19 protein-coding genes are annotated in these 21,166 nt (G+C 48.5%); 7 read left to right on the forward strand and 12 right to left on the reverse strand.

Features of this window, described 5'->3' with window-relative positions; all coding sequences use genetic code 11:
• Positions 1-3: 3 nt before the first annotated feature.
• From yiaO to yiaK, 6 genes are all read right to left on the reverse strand, one after another.
• Complete coding sequence (yiaO, locus tag A9587_RS14650) at positions 4-990, reverse strand: 2,3-diketo-L-gulonate TRAP transporter substrate-binding protein YiaO (RefSeq protein WP_000776924.1); 987 nt, start codon at positions 988-990, stop codon at positions 4-6.
• A gap of 12 nt (positions 991-1,002) precedes the next feature.
• On the reverse strand, positions 1,003-2,280 hold the full coding sequence (gene yiaN, locus A9587_RS14655; protein WP_105263516.1) for a 2,3-diketo-L-gulonate TRAP transporter large permease YiaN: 1,278 nt from the start codon (positions 2,278-2,280) through the stop codon (positions 1,003-1,005).
• A gap of 2 nt (positions 2,281-2,282) precedes the next feature.
• Positions 2,283-2,750 (reverse strand): 2,3-diketo-L-gulonate TRAP transporter small permease YiaM, encoded by a 468-nt coding sequence (yiaM, locus tag A9587_RS14660; RefSeq protein ID WP_105263517.1) that lies wholly within the window; start codon positions 2,748-2,750, stop codon positions 2,283-2,285.
• 113 nt (positions 2,751-2,863) lie between these two features.
• Entirely contained in the window at positions 2,864-3,784 is a 921-nt protein-coding gene (locus A9587_RS14665; RefSeq protein WP_001517332.1) for a DUF4862 family protein, read from the reverse strand.
• 23 nt (positions 3,785-3,807) lie between these two features.
• Complete coding sequence (locus A9587_RS14670; protein ID WP_000576113.1) at positions 3,808-4,272, reverse strand: YhcH/YjgK/YiaL family protein; 465 nt, start codon at positions 4,270-4,272, stop codon at positions 3,808-3,810.
• Between the two features lie 11 nt (positions 4,273-4,283).
• Positions 4,284-5,282, reverse strand: a complete 999-nt coding sequence (gene yiaK, locus A9587_RS14675) for a 3-dehydro-L-gulonate 2-dehydrogenase (RefSeq protein WP_000869057.1) — start codon at positions 5,280-5,282, stop codon at positions 4,284-4,286.
• 215 nt (positions 5,283-5,497) lie between these two features.
• On the opposite strand from yiaK, the gene yiaJ reads away from it, so the two are divergent.
• Both yiaJ and A9587_RS14685 read left to right on the forward strand, forming a co-directional pair.
• A complete protein-coding gene (gene yiaJ / locus A9587_RS14680; RefSeq protein ID WP_000516596.1) occupies positions 5,498-6,328 on the forward strand; it encodes an IclR family transcriptional regulator YiaJ in 831 nt (276 codons plus the stop codon).
• A gap of 101 nt (positions 6,329-6,429) precedes the next feature.
• Complete coding sequence (locus A9587_RS14685; RefSeq protein WP_001517331.1) at positions 6,430-6,903, forward strand: 4Fe-4S dicluster domain-containing protein; 474 nt, start codon at positions 6,430-6,432, stop codon at positions 6,901-6,903.
• Positions 6,904-7,099: 196 nt separating this feature from the next.
• On the opposite strand, the gene avtA is transcribed toward A9587_RS14685, so the two are convergent.
• Positions 7,100-8,353: a valine--pyruvate transaminase gene (gene avtA / locus A9587_RS14690; protein ID WP_000144329.1), complete on the reverse strand. Its 1,254-nt coding sequence runs from the start codon at positions 8,351-8,353 to the stop codon at positions 7,100-7,102.
• A 175-nt stretch (positions 8,354-8,528) separates the two neighbouring features.
• Positions 8,529-10,559 (reverse strand): alpha-amylase, encoded by a 2,031-nt coding sequence (gene malS / locus A9587_RS14695; RefSeq protein ID WP_105263527.1) that lies wholly within the window; start codon positions 10,557-10,559, stop codon positions 8,529-8,531.
• A 411-nt stretch (positions 10,560-10,970) separates the two neighbouring features.
• On the opposite strand from malS, the gene A9587_RS14705 reads away from it, so the two are divergent.
• A complete protein-coding gene (locus tag A9587_RS14705) occupies positions 10,971-11,795 on the forward strand; it encodes a protein bax (RefSeq protein ID WP_001517329.1) in 825 nt (274 codons plus the stop codon).
• A gap of 129 nt (positions 11,796-11,924) precedes the next feature.
• Here the strand turns inward: A9587_RS14705 and xylR are convergent, their stop codons facing one another.
• The 4 genes from xylR to xylF form a co-directional block, all read right to left on the reverse strand.
• Entirely contained in the window at positions 11,925-13,103 is a 1,179-nt protein-coding gene (gene xylR, locus A9587_RS14710) for a D-xylose utilization transcriptional activator XylR (RefSeq protein ID WP_105263518.1), read from the reverse strand.
• 78 nt (positions 13,104-13,181) lie between these two features.
• Positions 13,182-14,363: a xylose ABC transporter permease XylH gene (xylH, locus tag A9587_RS14715; RefSeq protein ID WP_000045999.1), complete on the reverse strand. Its 1,182-nt coding sequence runs from the start codon at positions 14,361-14,363 to the stop codon at positions 13,182-13,184.
• Complete coding sequence (gene xylG, locus A9587_RS14720; RefSeq protein WP_105263519.1) at positions 14,341-15,882, reverse strand: D-xylose ABC transporter ATP-binding protein; 1,542 nt, start codon at positions 15,880-15,882, stop codon at positions 14,341-14,343. Before xylG ends, xylH begins: the two co-directional genes overlap by 23 nt.
• A gap of 78 nt (positions 15,883-15,960) precedes the next feature.
• Entirely contained in the window at positions 15,961-16,953 is a 993-nt protein-coding gene (gene xylF, locus A9587_RS14725) for a D-xylose ABC transporter substrate-binding protein (protein ID WP_000694882.1), read from the reverse strand.
• Between the two features lie 366 nt (positions 16,954-17,319).
• On the opposite strand from xylF, the gene xylA reads away from it, so the two are divergent.
• The 4 genes from xylA to yiaA all read left to right on the forward strand — a co-directional run bounded on the left by xylA (position 17,320) and on the right by yiaA (position 21,159).
• Positions 17,320-18,642 (forward strand): xylose isomerase, encoded by a 1,323-nt coding sequence (xylA, locus tag A9587_RS14730; RefSeq protein ID WP_001517327.1) that lies wholly within the window; start codon positions 17,320-17,322, stop codon positions 18,640-18,642.
• A 70-nt stretch (positions 18,643-18,712) separates the two neighbouring features.
• Complete coding sequence (xylB, locus tag A9587_RS14735) at positions 18,713-20,167, forward strand: xylulokinase (RefSeq protein WP_105263520.1); 1,455 nt, start codon at positions 18,713-18,715, stop codon at positions 20,165-20,167.
• Positions 20,168-20,334: 167 nt separating this feature from the next.
• Complete coding sequence (gene yiaB / locus A9587_RS14740; protein ID WP_001517325.1) at positions 20,335-20,676, forward strand: inner membrane protein YiaB; 342 nt, start codon at positions 20,335-20,337, stop codon at positions 20,674-20,676.
• A gap of 45 nt (positions 20,677-20,721) precedes the next feature.
• Entirely contained in the window at positions 20,722-21,159 is a 438-nt protein-coding gene (gene yiaA, locus A9587_RS14745; RefSeq protein WP_001517324.1) for an inner membrane protein YiaA, read from the forward strand.
• Positions 21,160-21,166: the final 7 nt, after the last annotated feature.

A 21,166-nucleotide genomic window follows, 5' to 3' on the forward strand; every position in this document is an offset into this window, starting at 1 on the left:
GGTTTATTGCACCTCATCCACGGCTTTCAGCAGATCAGCACCCTGCGGAACATCTTTAACAAACATGTCGCGGATCTGAGTACCCAGGGCGTCGCTAAAGGCTTTGCGGTCAAGATCGGTGATGACTTCTACACCGGCGTCTTTCATACCGTCGATGATTTTTTGCTGATCTTCAGCAACCAGTTTGCGCTGGTAGCTACCCGCTTCTTGCGCGGAGGAGACCAGAGCTTCCTGCATCTGCGGGCTTAAGCCATCAAACTTCGCTTTGTTGATCACCACCAGAAGCGGTGAATAAGCGTGATGTGTCAGAGAAAGGTGCTTTTGTACTTCGTAAAATTTTGCTGACCAGACGACGTTGATCGGATGCTCTTGCGCGTCGATGGTGCGAGTTTCCAGGCCGGTATAGACTTCAGCAAATGGCATCGGGATTGGGTTGGCACCGAACACTTTAAATGCGGCGATATTCATCGGGCTGTTGTTGGTGCGAATCTTCAGTCCTTTCAGGTCTGCAGGGGTTTTTACCGGCGCGCGAGAGTTAGTCACATCACGCCAGCCGTTTTCCCAGTACGCCAGTACTTTCAGTCCTTTGCCTTCGAGGGAGGCTTTCAACTCGTCGCCCACTTTGCCATCGAGGGTTTTATGCGCGTGGGCGGTATCGCGGAACAGGAAAGGTACATCCAGCAGGTTTATCACGGGTGAGAGTCCCGCAAAGTTATTCGAGCCGGACATCTCCATATCAATGGTGCCACCGCGCACACCACTGATCATCGCCTGTGCATTGCCGAGGGTACTGTCCGGGAACAGTTTTAATTTCAGCTCACCTTTGGTTTTCTCTTGCAATAATTCATTGAATTTTTTTGCCGCAATATGTTGCGAATCGGTTTGTGATGTTTCATAACCGAAACGTAATGATTGTGCCGCCAGAGAAGATGTACTGAATGTAGCCACTCCGGCAATTAATAAAGCGTAGGTTACAGAACGTAATTTCATAATATTTTCCTTTTAGCTCATCCATTTTAGTGGGGCGGTAATTAATTCTGGGATAAAAATAAATAATGCTAACAACATGAATAAAACCATGACGTAAGGCGCAACGCCTTTTACAGCATCGTCAAATTTAAGCTTCGCAACACCGCATATGACGTTAAGTACGTTACCAACCGGGGGCGTAATTAGCGAAATTGAGCAGTTAATAATAAACATAATGCCAAAATAGACAGGATCTATTCCCGCTTCTTTTACTAATGGCATTAATACCGGCGTAAGAATTAATACGGTAGGAGTTAAATCCATGACTGTACTGATCACCATAATGGCGAGCATAATTACGATGAATAATAAGCGAGGCGAGTCAACCAACGGTTGTAATAACTCCGATACCATCATCGGCAGTTCAGCAATGGTGATTAGCCATGCGGATACCGCAGCGGAAGCCACCAGGAACATCACCACGGAAGTGGTTTTCGCCGCGTTAACCAAAATATGGTAAAGCGTGGCGAACGTCATTTCGCGATAGACCACCACCGAGACAAACAAGGCGTAGAATGCCGCAACCGCGCCAGCTTCTGTTGGTGTGAATAATCCCAAACGGAAACCGCCAATAATAATTATTGGCAAAAAGAGTGCCCAAATACCGGAAACTAAAGATTGCCAGACTTCCCGCAGCGAGGCTTTCGGCTGGCAAGGCAGGTTTAGCCGTTTTGCCTGCCACCACCAGGTAATCATCAGCGTGATGCCCATCATGATGCCCGGCGCAATGCCAGCCATAAACAGTTTGCTGATGGATAACCCACTGGAGACACCGAAGATAATGAGTGGAATAGATGGCGGAATAATGGCCGCGATAATACCGCCCGATCCGATAAGCCCGGCGGCGCGGTTTACCGGATAGTTGGCCTGACGCATCATCGGCACCAACAGTGCCGCGACGGCAGCGGTATCGGCAACCGCAGAACCAGAAAGGCTTGCCATGATCATCGCAGCAAGAACGCCGACGTAACCCAGACCTCCCGGTCTGTGGCCTACCAGTTTCATCGGCAAGTCGACAATACGTTGCGACAGGCCGCCCGCGTTCATGATCTCACCCGCCAGTACAAAGAAGGGGATGGCTAACAGGGAGAAGCTGTCTGCACCATTGACCAGTGTTTGCGCCAGAATTTGCACATCAAAGATATCCATCCAGAACATCAATGAAATGCCACACAGTAATAATGCCCAGGCGATGGGAATACCAATGGCGATAGCCCCTAACAAACTGACAATAAATATAAGGATTGTCATCGTCAGGCTCCTTGTTGGTTTCGGCTGGGGGCACTTGTTAACTGCCGGTATAAATGGCGCAATTCCAGCAATGCGATAATCAGGCTAGTGGGGATTGCGGCGGCATACATTAAGCCAACAGGTACGCCGAGAATGGGCGATAAGTTACTCCAGTCTTGCGTTGTTTTTTCTATTGCCCCCCAGGCCAGGCCCAGGCAAAGCAATAAAATAAGCGTATGGGTTAGCAGCGAAACACGTTGTTGATTAGTGGGTGAGAGTTTTTCGACTAAGAAAGTAACCTGTACATGGCTGTTGTCCATAAACGCCACGATAGCGCCAATAAATGTTAACCAGACAAATAAAAGTCGGGATAATTCATCAATCGATAATATGCTTGTGTGAAATCCATATCGAAGAATTATATTAATAAAAATAATACAAGACAGTATTGCGATGATGACCGCAAGAATGCCTTCGAGTATCCGTTTCATAACGAGTCCTTCTTGTTATGTCATATGTTTTCATTAATTAATGTTGTAGGTATTCGTAATAATTATTGGAAACGACTAATTAGAGATTTAATGCGATATATGAGTGAAACGATTTAACGACATTCATTCATAGAGTGAATGCCGTTACGTAATATTTCGATACGGTGATGAACATCAGCAGTAGCATGGATTTCTAATAACTTGATGCCAGAAAATTGCAATGTTGATGGTTCTGCCACATTAAATAACTCGCTAACATGTTTTGTGGTCATCAGGCTTTGCGGGCAGAAAGGAGCGAATGGCGCGTGTAAGTCTTGCCATTCACCATATTCTCCGTTGAGTGTGGTTCCTGAGAACATCAGCGCACCGAGTTTCCCGGCCTGTTTTGCCATCAGGGCATGGGTAAGCGGTAATGTGGTATTGCGTCCTTCAATGGCCGAACGTGCCCAGTTGATACAGACGCTGATGTCATAATCAGCAATGACATCCAGAACATTTTCTAACGGCAAAAAACCTTTACGCGGAGCGGGGGAGGTCATGGCGTCGCAGTGTTCCAGCACCAGTTTGCACGGCCAGTCCCAGTTGGCGATTTCTTTCAACGAGCGGGCAAAAGCGTCTGTCGCTTGCATAACATTGGGATTGGTTGCTAATGGTGCAGCCTGGATCTCAAGTGCGAGCACTTTATTAGCCGGTAATGAGTTGATTTTATTGAACAGGTGGCGGTAGTACGCCACGCACGCCTTGCGTTGTTCTTCGTCGCTGGAGGCGAGACCAAAACCGTTGTTTTCGCTGCGGCGACGCATGGTTTCCATTACTGCGGTGACGACAAATTGCCAACTCTCTGGCGTATGACGGAGTAACCATTGATCGCCAAGAGGATGGAAATTTTCCAGGCAGGGTTGTTCCAGACCGCGAATATCAGGGGTCTCTGATAATTGTCGCCAGAATTCCTTCTCTTCCTCTTCACTTCTTTGGTGAAAAGAAGGTGCACAGGGATACGCGCCGATAATATAACCGGCATTATTCGCTTTCATTTTGTGCTCCAGTAATAACTTTTTTATAAAGCAGAGAGGGCTACTTTAACCACGATTTTCCGTATTGCCGCTGGGGCATTTTTATTACATGCCGGGCGGTGAACATCCTGCGGGAAGAAAATAGCGTAACTACCCGGTATCATTTCGATAAATGACTCATGCTCACTGTCGTGATAAAAAATAATATCGCGCTGTTCTAATAGATATTCGCTGACTTTATTATTTCCGGTATCAATGGCTACACCTATTTTCTCTTCGCCCCGCGCCAGGAACTGAATGTCCAAATAGCGACGATGAACTTCAGGGCGGTTTTCTACTGCTTCGCGAGTGGTTAAATCGATAATCTGCGCATAAATATTTTTACCGTCGATTTCAACAACGCCTGGTTCCAGAGCATTGAAATTGGTGGTGCGCAGAAAACCGAGTGCCTTTTCGATGGCAGCGGGTAAAAGGCACGGATTAGGCTGCGTGATATGTCCAAATATCATGGTCTGTCTCCTTATAACGCCTGGATTTTTGCCCACACGCTGTCATCAACCGTGATGCCGTTACGGCGGTTTTCTGCCAGCAGGGTGGTAAATTCGTGGCCTGGTAAACGAATTGCCTGGTTTTCGTCAGCACGCTCGGCGGTGGTAACGTAATCCATGATGCGTTGCAATTTGGCGTCGCGGGTGGTGCCGTCGATCAGTTTGTCCACTTCGATGGCGATGAAGATTTGTGAGATGCCGTATTCGTCGCTGTTATCTTCGGTTACTTCGGCAACGGAGGCACCGTCGGAAAGCAGAGTGGCGATCATATCCAGCACAATCGACATACCGGACCCTTTCCAGTAACCCATCGGTAAAATGCGGCGATTTTTCTCGATTATGCCAGGTTCTTTAGTCAGATTGCCTTCATCGTCAAAGCCACCATCAACCGGTAACTGACGACCCGCCAGACGGTTAACCTCTAACATGCCGTAGGAGAACATCGACATCGACATATCGACCATGGTGATCGGCGTGGAAGGAATGGCGACGATTAATGGGTTGGTGCCAATACGACACTCTTTCGCACCCCACGGTGGCATCACCGCGATAGAGTTGGTCCAGCAGATGCCGATATAGCCTTTTTCCGCTGCCTGCCAGCCGTAGCTGCCTCCGCGCATCCAGTGGTTGGCATTGCGTAACGCTACCAGACCAATCCCATGATGTGCAGCCAGTTCAATGGCGCGATCCATCATCTTTTTCGCCGTCAGGTTACCGATTGAGCGCTGGGCATCCCACTGCTCAATTGCCCCAAGGCTGGTGATACGTTTGGCCCCGGCGTCAGGGATGATATCGCCATTATCCAGTTGTTGGATAAAACGCGGGAAACGGTTAACGCCGTGAGAATAAACGCCGGATTCGGTGGTGCGGGCAAACATTTCTGCACAGGCATCGGCGGTTTCGCTGTCAACGCCGCGTGAAACTAATACCCGGTTAAAGGCTGCTTTTAACTGCTCAAATGTCACTTTCATCCCTGGTTTCCTTGTTTTTTTGAACGCTTTTTTAGCTTAAAATTCCACTATGCGAAATTTGATTTCAAATATATCGATCACTTTTTAACAAAGCAATCTGATTGATGATTTTCAAAAATCATAAAAATCAAAAAGTTATAATTTATCTGTTGAGATCGTGAACTGCGACACACTTTGCGCTACCATCAGGGCGCGCCAAAAAGGGGAGGTAAGCGATGGGAAAAAAAGAGCACGAGATAGCGCAGGATAAAGAGCGGCCTGCCGGAAGTCAGAGCTTGTTTCGGGGGTTGATGTTGATTGAGATCCTGAGCAACTACCCAAACGGTTGTCCGCTGGCGCATCTCTCGGAACTGGCTGGACTGAATAAAAGCACCGTCCATCGCTTATTGCAGGGGTTACAGTCCTGTGGCTATGTGACCACCGCGCCCGCAGCAGGCAGCTATCGCCTGACGACCAAATTTATTGCTGTCGGGCAAAAGGCGCTGTCATCGCTAAATATCATTCATATTGCTGCGCCGCATCTTGAGACGCTGAACATCGCCACCGGTGAAACGATTAACTTCTCCAGCCGCGAAGATGATCACGCGATCTTGATTTATAAACTCGAACCTACCACCGGTATGCTGCGAACCCGCGCCTATATCGGTCAGCATATGCCGCTCTACTGCTCTGCGATGGGTAAGATCTATATGGCATTTGGTCACCAGGATTACGTGAAATCGTATTGGGAAAGCCATCTGAATGAGATCCAGCCGCTAACCCGCAATACCATTACCGATTTGCCCGCGATGTTTGACGAACTGGCGCAGATTCGTGAAAGTGGAGTGGCGATGGACAGAGAAGAGAATGAACTCGGTGTTTCCTGTGTTGCTGCACCAGTATTTGATATTCACGGACGGGTGCCGTATGCCGTATCTATCTCTCTTTCTACGTCGCGTCTGAAACAGGTGGGGGAGAAGAATCTCCTGAAACCACTGCGTGAAACTGCCCAGGCTATCTCCAATGAGCTGGGATTTACCGTCCGGGAGCAGGGCGTGATCACATAATATCCGGGATAAGTGACAAAACTGTAACAATCCCTTTGTTGGATCAAAGCAATAATGGCGCGCTTTCTGGCACGCTGCGGTTTTAGTGCAAAGGAGTGATCATGAACCGGTTTATTATTGCGGATGCGACGAAATGTATCGGTTGCCGTACCTGTGAAGTGGCCTGCGCAGTGTCGCATCAGGAGAATCAGGATTGCGCTGCGTTGTCACCAGGCGAGTTTATTTCGCGTATTCGTGTCATCAAAGACCATACCTGTACCACGGCAGTAGCCTGTCATCAGTGTGAAGATGCGCCGTGCGCGAATGTCTGCCCTGTGGACGCGATTCGCCGCGAACATGGACATATCTTCGTGGAACAATCACGTTGTATTGGCTGTAAAAGCTGTATGCTGGCATGTCCGTTTGGTGCGATGGAAGTCGTTTCATCGCGCGCAAAGGCGAGGGCGATTAAGTGCGATCTCTGCTGGCATCGGGCGACGGGACCGGCTTGTGTTGAAGCCTGCCCGACACAGGCGTTGCAATGTATGGATGTCGAGAAAATCCAGCGTCAACGACTACAGCAGCAACCTGTTTGAGACGTTATTCCGGCGCTTCTCAACGCCGGAATAACGTATTAATCAGAGGGTTGGCAAAGCGCGCTTTGTTTATGCCGGATACAGCCTGAACACCTTATTCGGCCTACAAAATCACACAAATTCAATATGTTGTATAATTCGTGTGGGCCTGATAAGCATAGCGAATCAGGCTATTTTGCGTTTGCCATCAGTCTCATTAATGGCTTTCAACCCAGGCGCGTTCAATCTCTTCCGCCAGAATCTTCACACCCGCCTCAATTTTTTCCGGTTCCGGCACGTAATTCATGCGCATACATTGATGCGTGTGTGGCCACGGTTTATCCAGCCCGGGGAAGAAATTATGCCCCGGCACCATCAGTACACCGCGCGCTTTCAGGCGCTGATAAAGCTGCTCGGTGGTAATCGGCAAATCCTTAAACCATAGCCAGAGGAAGATTGCCCCTTCAGGTTTATGAATCAGGCAGCGATCTTCCGGTAAATAGCGGCGAATGATGGCGATAGTTTCCTGAACACGCTGGTAGTAAAACGGTTTAATCACCGTTTCTGACAGGCGCAGCAGGTCGTTACGCTTAATCATTTCACACATCATTGCCGGGCCAATACCGCCAGGTGCGAGGCTGATAATGCCGTTCATATTGGTGATGGCGGTAATGATTTTTTCATTGGCGATGATAATGCCGCAGCGCGAACCCGGCAGACCCAGCTTGGAAAGGCTCATGCACAGCACGATATTCGGATTCCACAGCGGGCGCGCTTCGCTGAAGATGATGCCAGGGAACGGGACGCCATAAGCGTTATCAATCACCAGCGGAATGCCGTGCTGATTTGCCAGCGCATCTAGTTTCAGCAACTCTTCATCGGTTATTACATTACCTGTTGGGTTCGTCGGTCGGGAGACGCAAATCATCCCCGTTTCTTCGCCAATGTGCAGATGCTCAAAATCGACGTGATATTTAAACTGACCTTCTGGCAGCAGTTCAATATTTGGGCGCGCAGAAACGAACAGATCTTCTTCCAGTCCGGCGTCCGCGTAGCCAATGTATTCCGGAGCCAGCGGGAACAGCACTTTTTTGATCCGTCCATCGGCACGGCGTCCGGCAAACAGATTAAATAAGTAGAAAAACGCGCTCTGGCTGCCATTTGTTAGTGCAATATTCTGTGGTTCGATATCCCAACTTAGTTTCTCACGTAGCATCCCGGCAAGTAGCGACAGTAGCTCCGTCTTTCCTTGTGGGCCGTCGTAATTGCATAGCGCATCCGTTGCTTTACCGCTTTCCAGCATGTCGGACAGCAGTGTCTGGAAGTAGTCCTGCATTTCCGGGATCTGCGCCGGGTTTCCGCCGCCGAGCATAATTGCGCCGGGTGTGCGTAAACCGTCGTTTAGATCTTCCATCAGCAGTGTAATGCCGGAGTGGCGGGTAAATTTGTCACCAAAAAGGGAGAATGTCATAGCGGGATATCATTCGAACTCTGAAGCAAGGAAAGTAACAATAACGCTACATTTGCCAGGGTGCAAATCGGGCTTCTGCAAGAGGTTGGCGTGTTATGCTGAGTTTTTTATTTATGCTGGCATTTTATACTAAAAGGTGGCTTCCCGGCATACTGCAAGCGGGAAGCCGGAAAAGTTACGGTTGCCCCGCCCAGACGACCATCACTTTATCGTCGCCGTATTCACGGACGAATCCATAACCTTGTTTCAGTGACAATGCGGTGTGTTTACCCGCACCAATGGCTGGATGCCGTGCGCGGAACTGGCCGATGCGTTGCCAGTGCGCAACGCTGGCGGCAGATTTACCGCTAACATCCTGCCAGTTCATATCCGAACGTGTGCCTTGCAGCGGATCAGAACCAGTGGCACCGAATGGACGCGAGGACTCATCGCCATAAAAGATTTGTACCGCACCTGGCGCCAGTAACAATAACTCTGCGGCTTTATCGCCCCCTTCGCGGAACAAGCGGGTATCGTGTGAGGAGAGGTAGCTCAGCACGTTGAAATCCTGTAGTTTCTCTGCCATTTGCTGCCAGGTCGTATCCATCTGCGCCAGGCAACCGACCGCTTTCGCTGCCTGCTCCTGATAATCGAAATTGATCATCGCGTCGAAGCCGTGGCGATAGTAGTCACTTTGCATCACGCCGTGACCCCAGGCTTCGCCAGTCATCCAGAAAGGATTGTCATCTAACGCTTTTCCAGGGTTAGCGCTCTTCCACTCTTTCAGGGCGGCGCTGGCCTGGGTTTTCAGTTGCTGCCAGGCTGGCAACTCAACATGTTTGGCGGTATCGACCCGAAAACCATCAATACCGTAGTCGTGAACCCATTGGCTTAACCAGTGGGTTAAATAATCGCGAGGGGTAAAGCCGTCGACAGATTTTGCGTGAGTATCCGGTTTGTTTTTATAGAACACCGGCAGACCAGAAGCAGTGGTTGATTCTGTTTTGATATCCGGCAAAAAGGCCAACGACATGGTGAGATCGTCGAATCCTGGATTGTCGTAATCACCGATATCCGTTCTGATCCAGTTTTTTCCCCACCATTTATCCCAGCCGGCTTTGTCGCTGAAATTAATGTAATCGTTGAAGCTATGCCAGGTTTGCCCGGCTGCGGGTTTCCAGTCGCTCCAGCGGTTGCCCAGCGTTTTTTGTAACTCGTCGCCGGAAAGATACAATGCGCCAAACTGATACTCCTGCATATCCGCCAGCGTGGCATAGCCGGTATGGTTCATCACCACATCAAAGAGAATACGGATACCTCGCTGGTGCGCGCCATCAACCAATGCTTGCAGATCGGCTTCGTTGCCCATATTGGCATCAAGATTCGTCCAGTCCTGGGTGTAGTAACCGTGGTAGGCATAATGTGGGAAATCGCCTTTTGTACCGCCGCCAACCCAGCCATGAATTTGCTCAAAGGGGGCGCTGATCCACAGGGCATTGACGCCCAGTTGCTGGAGATAATCCAGTCTGTTGGTCAGGCCACGTAAATCTCCGCCGTGAAAAGTACCAATTTCCTCCATGCCATCTTTATGACGACCATAGCTCTGGTCGTTGCTGGGATCACCGTTTTCGAAACGGTCTGTCAGCACAAAGTAAACCGTGGCGTTATGCCAGTTGAAGGGGGCGGACGTGTCGGTTTCTGCCCGTTCCAGCAGCAGCAAGCCATTACTGGTGGCGGCAGGTTGTAACGTTATTTGACCGTTCTTCACCGTCGCGATTTGTTGGCTGTAATAATCACGGATTACCGTACCTTCCGGGAAGGTAGCGCTGACATTAAGCGTCAATGGCTGTCCATCCCATTTTGGGCATTCATGGATCTGGTTTGCTATTGGTTCGGCAGTGTTTTGGATCGAAATCATCAATGTTGGCGTGCCGGAGCGGGTGTCTATTTGCAGCTTATATTCACCATCTCTGAACAATCGCCATTGTGGCGGTGTGTTGTTACAAGGTTGCAGAGAAAGCATCTGATTGAGTTTTATTGCATTCGCAGGCTGCCAGCATTGTTGATTAAAATTCAGCGTCAACGAACGCGTACCTTTGGTCAGCGGTGCGTGGCTGACAAATGTTCCTGTGCTCTCTTCAGTAAAGGTGGGAAATCCCTGAGAAGTCCAGCCAGCGGCAACGGCAAAGCCGGGAATGAGTGTCAGAAAACAGACGGCAAGTTTCATAACGGATGAGTCCTTGTTGCTGCGAATTTCACCAGTTTGCCAGTGATAATACTGGTAAAACTCCTCCCTGATGAGGATTGCGCCAGGATGAGACGAAAGGGGGAGTATTTCACCTGAGATTTAAGCTTATTTTTTGCGATAACCCCCACATTTTCTGCGATTTAGCACCAATCTGAACCATTACCGCGTGACATAGTTTCAGATTTGGACTATTCCTTGGGGTGCTCTTGGCCGCTATTTTTGATATGATTTGAGATTCAACTCTCAAATTTGGGAAAAATATTGCTCTAAATAATTCGAGTTGCAGGACAAAACACCGAGGGTGTTTTGAACAGCGTTTGCGCAGTACATGCAACTTGAACTATGACGAGTATAAGGTGTTTGAATGATTAAATCCGATCAGGAGACCTGATGATTTTGACTCCCATACGACGATATGGGGCGATGATTCTTATGTTACTCACTCTGGTGTTTTCGAGTGAGGTGTTAGCGAAGACGCATACAACAACAGCGAGTCAGAAGTCCCATTTAACTAAAGCTAGTAATAAACAGGTAAGCAGTAAACAAGAGTATTCTCGCAATAGTGCAAAGAGCAGTTCACTTCCTGATTTGCGAAAATACCCTTCCGGAACACCAAGAAAAAAAGCGTTTCTCCGGACCGTGATGCCCTATATTACCAGCCAAAATGCTGCCATTACGGCGGAACGTAACTGGCTGATTTCAAAACAATACCAGGGACAATGGTCACCTGCAGAGCGTGCGCGTTTGCAAGATATCGCCAAACGCTACAAGGTGAAGTGGTCTGGTAATACGCGAAAAATCCCGTGGAATACGCTGCTTGAACGTGTAGATATTATTCCTACCAGCATGGTGGCGACGATGGCTGCGGCAGAAAGCGGTTGGGGTACGTCAAAACTGGCGCGTAGCAACAACAACCTGTTCGGCATGAAATGCATGAAAGGGCGTTGCACCAATGCACCGGGTAAAGTGAAGGGATACTCACAATTTAGTTCTGTCAAAGAATCGGTGAGCGCCTATGTCACTAACCTGAATACGCACCCGGCTTACGCTTCGTTCCGTAAATCGCGCGCGCAATTGCGTAAAGCGGATCAGGAAGTTACCGCTACAGCGATGATTCATAAGCTGAAAGGTTATTCAACGAAAGGGCAGAGTTATAACAACTACCTGTTCGCGATGTACCAGGATAACCAGCGGTTAATCGCCGCACATATGTAATTGCATTCCTTTCAGCCTTATCCGACTTGTTGGTCGGATAAGGCTTTTGCTCTGCGTCAGGTGGCTGTGCAACATTGCCTGATGCGACGTTAACGCTTCTCATGATGCCTGACCGCTTTTTCACTCTCGCTACAGCATTACCTCGCTATTTACATCGCGATACTCTTTAGGCGTCGTGTCATACGCTTTTTTAAATACAGAGTAGAAATATTGCAGCGATGGATAACCGCACATTTGCGATATCTCGTTGATCGACAAGGTAGTAGAAATCAGCAGGCTGCGCGCTTTCTCCAGCTTCTCGGCATGAATCATGGCGTGAATGGTTTCACCCACCTCTTCTTTAAAACGCTTCTCAAGATTGGAGCGCGATATGCCAACTGCATCGAGTACCTGATCCACTGTTATGCCTTTGCAGGCGTGATTGCGGATGTAATGCATGGCCTGAATAACAGCGGGGTCGGTCAGCGAACGGTAATCCGTAGAGCGCCGTTCAATAACGCGTACAGGCGGAACCAGAATCCGCTGCAACGGCATCTTTTCTTTATCTAATAACCGATGCAGAAGTTTTGCCGCCTGATAGCCCATTTGCCGCGCGCCCTGGGCGACAGAAGAGAGGGCGACACGCGAAAGATAACGGGTCAGTTCTTCGTTATCGATGCCAATCACGCATAATTTTTCCGGTACGGGAATATGCAAATGCTCGCATACTTGCAGAATATGCCGCGCTCTGGCGTCAGTGACGGCAATAATCCCTGTTTGCGGTGGTAGCGTTTGTAGCCAGTCGGCCAGTCGGTTTTGCGCGTGCTGCCAGTTCTCTGGCGCGGTTTCCAGCCCCTGATAAACGACTCCGCGGTACTTTTCCTCAGCAACAAGTTGGCGAAACGCATATTCGCGTTCGGCTGCCCAACGTTTGCCGCTAGATTCCGGCAAACCGTAAAAAGCAAAGCGGTTAACGCCTTTCTCTTTTAAATGCAAAAATGCGCTTTCAACCAGCGCATAGTTATCGGTGGCAATGTAATGTACGGGCGGGTAACTTTCTGCCAGGTGATACGAACCACCAACTCCGACAATAGGGACGTCGACATCAGCCAGCGCCTGCTCGATTTGTGTATCATCGAAGTCGGCTATGACGCCATCTCCTAACCAGTCCTTGATTTTGTCAATGCGGGCGCGGAAATCTTCTTCAATGAAAATATCCCATTCCGATTGTGACGCCTGTAAATATTCCCCTACGCCTTCTACTACCTGACGATCATAGGCTTTATTAGCATTGAACAGTAATGTGATGCGGTGACGTTTAGTAAACATGGTTCTTTTCCTGCTGAATCATGCAAAAAACTCAAAACCGGCAATAAGTTACCGGCTTTGAGAAAATTTTTATCAAAATCAGGAACGGCGTTTGGTTGCGGAGTCCATCCATACTGCCAGCAACAGAATCGCACCTTTGACGATATACTGCCAGAAGGTTGGTACATCCATCATACTCATACCGTTATCCAGTGAAGCCATGATGAATGCCCCCATTACTGCTCCGGCAACACTCCCCACACCACCTGCCAGACTAGTACCGCCAATCACGCAGGCTGCAATCGCGTCCAGCTCAGCGATATTACCCGCAGAAGGTGAACCAGCGCCAAGCCGCGAACTAAGAATTAACCCGGCGATGGCCACCATCAAACCGTTGATAGCAAATACGGCAAGTTTGGTGCGTTCAACGTTAATTCCAGAGAGTCGCGCGGCTTCCAGATTGCCACCGATAGCGTAAATGCGTCTCCCAAAAGCTGTTCGTGTTGCCATAAACATTCCTCCGAGCAACAGCAACGTCAGCAGCAGAACAGGTGTGGGAACGCCACGGTAATCATTCAGCAGCCAGATTGCACCTAAAACGATAATGGCGGTTAATGCCTGGCGACCGACTACTGCTGTAGATGCCGGGGACTGCAAACCCAAAGCCTGACGGCGCATTCTTCCGCGCCACTGCCAGCCGACAAAAGCCATTAAGCCAAGCGCGCCGATGATGAAACCGGTGCTGGCTGGTAGATAGCTTTGCCCAATTTGTGACATCGCGGCGCTGGTGGGTGAAACGGTCGTACCATTGGTGATGCCAATAAGGATGCCGCGAAATGCCAACATGCCCGCCAGGGTGACAATAAAAGAAGGTACTTTGCGATAAGCTACCCACCAACCATTCCAGGCACCGAGAAGCAGCCCCAGTACTAACGTAACAATGATGGTGAGTGGCAGCGGCCAGCCTAACCAGACGTCACAGATAGCGGCGACGCCACCTAGCAACCCCATCATGGAACCGACCGAGAGGTCGATTTCAGCGGAAATAATGACGAACACCATCCCTACTGCGAGGATGCCAGTAATCGCGGTCTGACGGAGCAAGTTGGATACGTTACGGGCGCTTAAATAGGCACCGTCAGTAGTCCAGGTAAAGAACAGCATGATGGCGATGATTGCAGCAATCATCACGAAGACTTGTAAATTCAGTGATTTCAGCACAGAGAAGCCACCGGATGTCGGTACGGCTAATTTCACTTCAGACGGATTGCTTTTCGACATGATGTTCGCTCCTCAATGCGGCTTCCATCACCTGCTCCTGAGTCAGGTTATGATTTATCAGGTTGGCTTTTAGTTTTCCTTCATGCATCACCAGTACACGATCGCTAAGACCAAGCACTTCAGGTAATTCAGAAGAGATGGCAATAACGGCGATGCCTTGCTGGACGAGTTGGTTAATTAATTTGTAGATCTCGTATTTCGCGCCAATATCGATACCCCTGGTGGGTTCATCAAGAATGAGAATACGCGGGTTGAGCAACAGACAGCGTGCGAGGATCGCTTTTTGTTGATTGCCGCCGCTCAAACGTCCAATAGCAAGTTCCGGTGACGACGTTTTCACTTTGAGTTGCTGGATTGATTCCAGAATGCATTTTTGTTCTGCAGCATCATCAAGTTGGCTAATACCACTGGTAAATTTGTTGAGTGCGGCGAGGGTAATATTTTTGCCAACTGCCATTACCGGAACGATGCCATCGCGCTTTCTGTCTTCCGGCACCATCGCAATACCCTGAGCGATGGCTTGTTGGCAATTACGAATATCTACCTGTTCACCATCGATAAATATTTTCCCTTCCCACTGTCCGGGCCAGACGCCAAACAGACATTGGATGGTCTCGGTGCGCCCGGCGCCGACTAACCCTGCAATACCCAGTATTTCACCGCGTTTCAGAGAAAAAGAAACATCGTTAACCCGTTTAATATGACGATTAACCGGATGCCATGCCGTCAAGTGCTCAATGCGTAATATTTCATCACCAGTGGTATGTGGTTCGTTAGGGTAAAGTGCTGTTAATTCTCGCCCTACCATCATAGTGATAATATCGTCTTCGCTCATTCCGGTTGCATCGCGGGTTCCTATATGCTGACCATCGCGAATAACGCAAATCGTGTCGGAAATTGCTTTGACTTCGTTGAGTTTGTGCGAGATATAGATGCAGGCTATGCCGTGTTGTTGCAGATCGCGAATAATATCCAGTAAAACCGTAGTTTCCAGCTCGGTTAATGAGGCTGTCGGTTCATCGAGAATTAACAAACGTACCTGTTTATTTAGCGCCTTGGCAATTTCAACCAGTTGTTGTTGCCCAAGCCCTAAGTCGCCAACGCGGGTATCTGGTGAAATGGATAAACTGACTTGTGCTAATAGCTTCTGGCAGCGTAGCGTCATCAGGTCATAATCCATAATACCATTATGGGTTATTTCATTGCCCAGAAAGATATTTTCCAGCACGGTCAATTCTTTCACCAGCGCTAATTCCTGGTGAATGATGGCGATACCTTTTTGTTCGGTATCGCGAATATGGCTCGCCTGGATTACTTCACCTGCAAAAATAATTTCACCTTCATAACTACCAGAAGGATAAATTCCGCACAGCACTTTCATTAATGTTGATTTACCCGAACCGTTCTCACCACAGAGTGAGACGATTTCGCCAACGCTCAACCGCAAACTGACGTTATCAATTGCCTTCACCGTGCCAAAGGTTTTGGTAATGTTCTTCATTTCAAGTAGATAAGACATAACGACTCCACCTAAGCCAATCAATTCACGCGGCATGGAGAGAAATCACACCCCCGGCCAGCGCCGGGGAGGTAACGCTTAAAGCTCGCTCTCTTTGTGGAATCCGTCTTTAATTACCGTATCCTTGATGTTGTTTTTATTCACATCGATAGGTGTCAGCAGGCGGGATGGAACATCTTTCAAGCCATTATTTAACGTAGTATCTGCTTTCGGTTCCTGACCATTGCCCAACTCAACGGCAATTTCTGCCGCGGTATTTGCCAACAAAGTAATAGGTTTATACACCGTCATGGTTTGCGTTCCCGCGGCAATACGTTTAACTCCCGCGAGATCCGCATCCTGGCCGGAAATAGCCACTTTCCCTGATAAACCTTGCGCGCTTAATGCCTGAATTGCCCCACCGGCGGTAGCATCGTTTGAAGCGACAACTGCATCAATTTTGTTATTGTTAGCTGTCAGCGCGTTTTCCATAATTTTTAGCGCATTTTCTGGTAACCAGCCATCAACCCATTGGTCGCCAACGACTTTAATTTTTCCTGAATCAACATAAGGTTTTAATACTTTCATTTGCCCGGCGCGGAACAGTTTGGCGTTGTTATCGACCGGGGAGCCGCCCATCAGGAAATAATTGCCTTGCGGGACGATATCGACCAGGGCTTTTGCTTGCAGTTCACCGACTTTTTCGTTATCGAAAGAAATATAAAAATCGATATCCGCGTCGTTAATCATGCGATCGTAAGCTAATACTTTAATACCTTCTTGTTTGGCTTCTTTTACAACGTTACTTAATACTTGACCGTTATATGGAATAATGACGAGAACATCGACGCCCCGGTTAATCATGTTTTCAATCTGCGACATTTGGGTTTCTTCATTGCCATTTGCAGATTGCACGAATACTTTCGCACCGAGAGATTCCGCTTTTTTCACAAAGATATCACGATCTTTTTGCCAGCGCTCAAGACGGAGATCATCAATTGCCATTCCTATTTTGACTTCTTTGGCGTGCGCCGCGACGTTTGTAAGCAGGAGTGAGGTGCAAAGGGTGAGTAAAATATTCTTTATTTTCATGGTGTAGAGGCCTTCTTTTGTTAGAGGACAGCTTTAATAAGTAACAATCACCGCGATAAACGTAATCAATTTTTAGCAACTAAACAGGGGAAAACAATTACAGATTTTTATCTTTCGATTACGATTTTTGGTTTATTTCTTGATTTATGACAGAGATCTTACTTTTGTTGCTTAATTGTACTTGTTGCATTTTTCTCTTCGAGGAATTACCCAGTTTCATAATTCCATATTATTTTGCGAGCTAGCGCACACTTGTGAATTATCTCAATAGCAGTGTGAAATAACATAATTGAGCAACTGAAAGGGAGTGCCCAATATTACGACATCAACCATCACACGCGGCATTACCTGATTATGGAGTTCATTATGCAAGCCTATTTTGACCAGCTCGATCGCGTTCGTTACGAAGGTCCAAAATCCTCTAACCCGTTAGCATTCCGTCATTACAACCCCGACGAACTGGTGCTGGGCAAGCGTATGGAAGACCACTTGCGTTTTGCCGCCTGCTACTGGCATACCTTCTGCTGGAATGGAGCGGATATGTTTGGTGTAGGCGCGTTTAACCGTCCGTGGCAGCAACCTGGCGAGGCATTGGCACTGGCGAAGCGTAAAGCTGATGTCGCATTCGAGTTCTTCCACAAATTACATGTGCCATTTTATTGCTTCCATGACGTGGATGTTTCTCCGGAAGGCGCGTCGTTAAAAGAGTACATCAATAACTTTGCGCAAATGGTTGATGTGCTGGCTGGCAAACAAGAAGAGAGCGGTGTGAAACTGTTGTGGGGAACCGCTAACTGCTTTACTCATCCTCGCTATGGCGCGGGCGCGGCGACGAATCCAGATCCCGAAGTCTTTAGCTGGGCGGCAACTCAGGTCGTTACCGCGATGGAAGCGACGCATAAGTTGGGCGGTGAAAACTATGTATTGTGGGGCGGTCGTGAAGGTTATGAAACTTTACTGAATACTGACCTGCGTCAGGAACGTGAACAGCTTGGTCGCTTTATGCAGATGGTTGTTGAACATAAACATAAAATAGGCTTCCAGGGCACATTACTTATCGAACCGAAACCGCAAGAGCCGACTAAACATCAATATGACTACGATGCCGCGACGGTCTATGGCTTCCTGAAACAGTTTGGTCTCGAAAAAGAAATTAAACTGAATATTGAAGCTAACCACGCGACGCTGGCGGGTCACTCTTTCCACCATGAAATTGCCACCGCCATTGCGCTTGGTCTGTTCGGCTCAGTCGATGCTAACCGCGGCGACGCGCAGCTTGGCTGGGATACTGACCAGTTCCCGAACAGTGTGGAAGAGAACGCGCTGGTAATGTATGAAATCCTTAAAGCAGGCGGTTTCACGACCGGCGGTCTGAACTTTGATGCCAAAGTACGTCGTCAGAGTACTGATAAGTATGATCTGTTCTACGGTCATATTGGGGCGATGGATACGATGGCGTTGGCGTTGAAAATTGCAGCACGCATGATTGAAGACGGCGAATTGGATAAACGCGTAGCGCAACGTTATTCCGGTTGGAATAGCGAACTGGGGCAGCAAATCCTGAAAGGCCAAATGTCACTGGTGGATTTAGCAAAATATGCTCAGGAACATAATCTGGCTCCGGTGCATCAGAGTGGACGCCAGGAGCAGTTGGAAAACCTGGTAAATCATTATCTGTTCGACAGATAACGGCTAATTGCGCAGTCTCAAGCCCGGTTATCGGTAGCGATACCGGGCATTTTTTTAAGGAACGATCGCTATGTATATCGGGATAGATCTTGGCACATCGGGCGTAAAAGTTATTTTGCTCAACGAGCAAGGTGAGGTGGTCGCTTCGCAAACGGAAAAACTGACCGTTTCGCGTCCGCATCCACTCTGGTCGGAGCAAGATCCGGAACAGTGGTGGCAGGTGACTGATCGCGCGATGAGAACCCTGGGTGAGCAGCATTCTCTGCGAGACGTTAAAGCATTGGGTATTGCCGGGCAAATGCACGGTGCAACTTTACTTGATGCTCAACAGCGGGTGCTACGTCCTGCCATTTTGTGGAACGACGGGCGCTGTGCAGAGGAGTGCGTTTTGCTGGAATCGCGAGTTCCGCAATCGCGGACGATTACCGGCAACCTTATGATGCCCGGATTTACTGCGCCTAAATTGCTGTGGGTTCAGCGGCATGAGCCGAAGATATTCCATCAAATCGACAAAGTATTATTACCGAAAGATTATTTGCGTCTGCGTATGACGGGGGAGTTTGTTAGTGATATGTCTGATGCGGCTGGCACCATGTGGTTGGATGTCGCAAAGCGAGATTGGAGTGATGTCATGCTGGAGGCTTGCCAGCTATCTCGTGATCAGATGCCAGCATTATACGAAGGCAGCGATATTACTGGCACTTTGCTACCCGAGGTTGCAAAAGCGTGGGGAATGGCGGCGGTGCCAGTTGTCGCGGGCGGCGGTGATAATGCGGCAGGTGCGATTGGTGTGGGTATGGTGGATGCCAACCAGGCAATGCTGTCGTTGGGAACTTCGGGGGTTTATTTTGCAGTAAGCGAAGGGTTCTTAAGCAAGCCGGAAAGTGCCGTACACAGCTTTTGTCATGCTTTACCGGAGCGTTGGCATTTAATGTCTGTAATGTTGAGTGCGGCATCGTGTCTGGACTGGGCGGTGAAATTAACCGGCATGGGTGATGTTCCCGCTTTAATTACTGCAGCGCAGCAGGCTAATGAGAGTGTCGATCCTGTCTGGTTTTTACCTTATCTTTCCGGCGAGCGTACGCCGCACAATAACCCACAGGCAAAGGGCGTTTTCTTCGGTCTGACCCATCAGCACGGCCCCGCGGAACTGGCGCGTGCCGTACTGGAAGGCGTGGGGTATGCGTTAGCCGATGGTATGGATGTCGTACATGCCTGCGGCATTCAACCGCAAAGTATTACATTGATTGGTGGTGGCGCACGTAGCGAGTACTGGCGCCAGATGCTGGCGGATATCAGTGGTCAGCAACTAGATTACCGCACAGGCGGCGATGTGGGGCCTGCATTGGGCGCAGCGAGGCTGGCTCAGATTGCGATGAATCCAGATAAATCACTCGCTGAACTGTTACCACAACTGCCGTTGGAACAGTCGCATCAGCCGGATGCACAACATTATGCTGCTTATCAGCCACGACGAGAAACTTTCCGTCGTCTCTATCAGCAACTTCTGCCGATGATGACATAATATTTTCCCCTGTCTTATGTGACGGGGGATAATTCACAACTATGTATATTTATAATTTATTAATTTTTTATATGAATTTATTCTGAAAATCATTTGTTAATGGTGTTTTTCAGTTTTGTCTTTTGTTGGTTACTCGTAATGTATCGCAGGTAGATATGGAGATCGTTATGAAAACCTCAAAGACTGTGGCAAAACTATTATTTGTTATCGGGGCGCTGGTTTATCTGATAGGACTATGGATCTCATGCCCATTGTTAAGCGGCAAAGGCTATTTTCTTGGCGTGTTAATGACGGGGACTTTTGGCAACTATGCCTATCTGCGCGCAGAAAAACTTGGGCAACTGGATGAATTCTTTATTCGTGTCTGCCAGTTAGTTGCGTTAATCACTATCGGTCTTTTGTTTATCGGTGTTTTAAATGCGCCCATTAACGCGTATGAGATGGTGATCTATCCGCTCGCCTTTTTCGTCTGCTTGTTTGGTCAAATGCGCTTGTTCCGCACGGTATGATCGACATAAAGCTCTTAATGATTCAGGAATGAAAGGAAATCTGTGATGGAAAACAAAATATCAACCTATTCTCCAGCATTCGGTATTGTGTCATGGATAGCTCTCGCAGGCGGTATCGTTACCTATCTGTTAGGGCTATGGAATGCAGAGATGCAGTTAAATGAAAAAGGGTATTATTTTGCCGTGTTGGTGTTAGGGCTGTTTTCGGCAGCTTCCTATCAAAAGACCGTTCGGGATAAATATGAAGGCATTCCTACTACGTCTATTTATTATATGACCTGCCTGGTGGTCTTTATCATCTCTGTCGCTTTACTGATGGTAGGTCTGTGGAATGCAACGTTATTACTTAGTGAAAAAGGTTTTTATGGATTGGCCTTCTTTTTAAGCTTGTTTGGTACGGTAGCGGTGCAGAAGAATATCCGTGATGCCGGAATCAACGCATCAAAAGAAACGATGACTGTGCAGGAAGAATATAGCGAATAACCCACGT

Origin of the sequence: Escherichia sp. MOD1-EC6162 (assembly GCF_002965125.1) — a bacterium.
GTDB lineage: Bacteria > Pseudomonadota > Gammaproteobacteria > Enterobacterales > Enterobacteriaceae > Escherichia > Escherichia marmotae.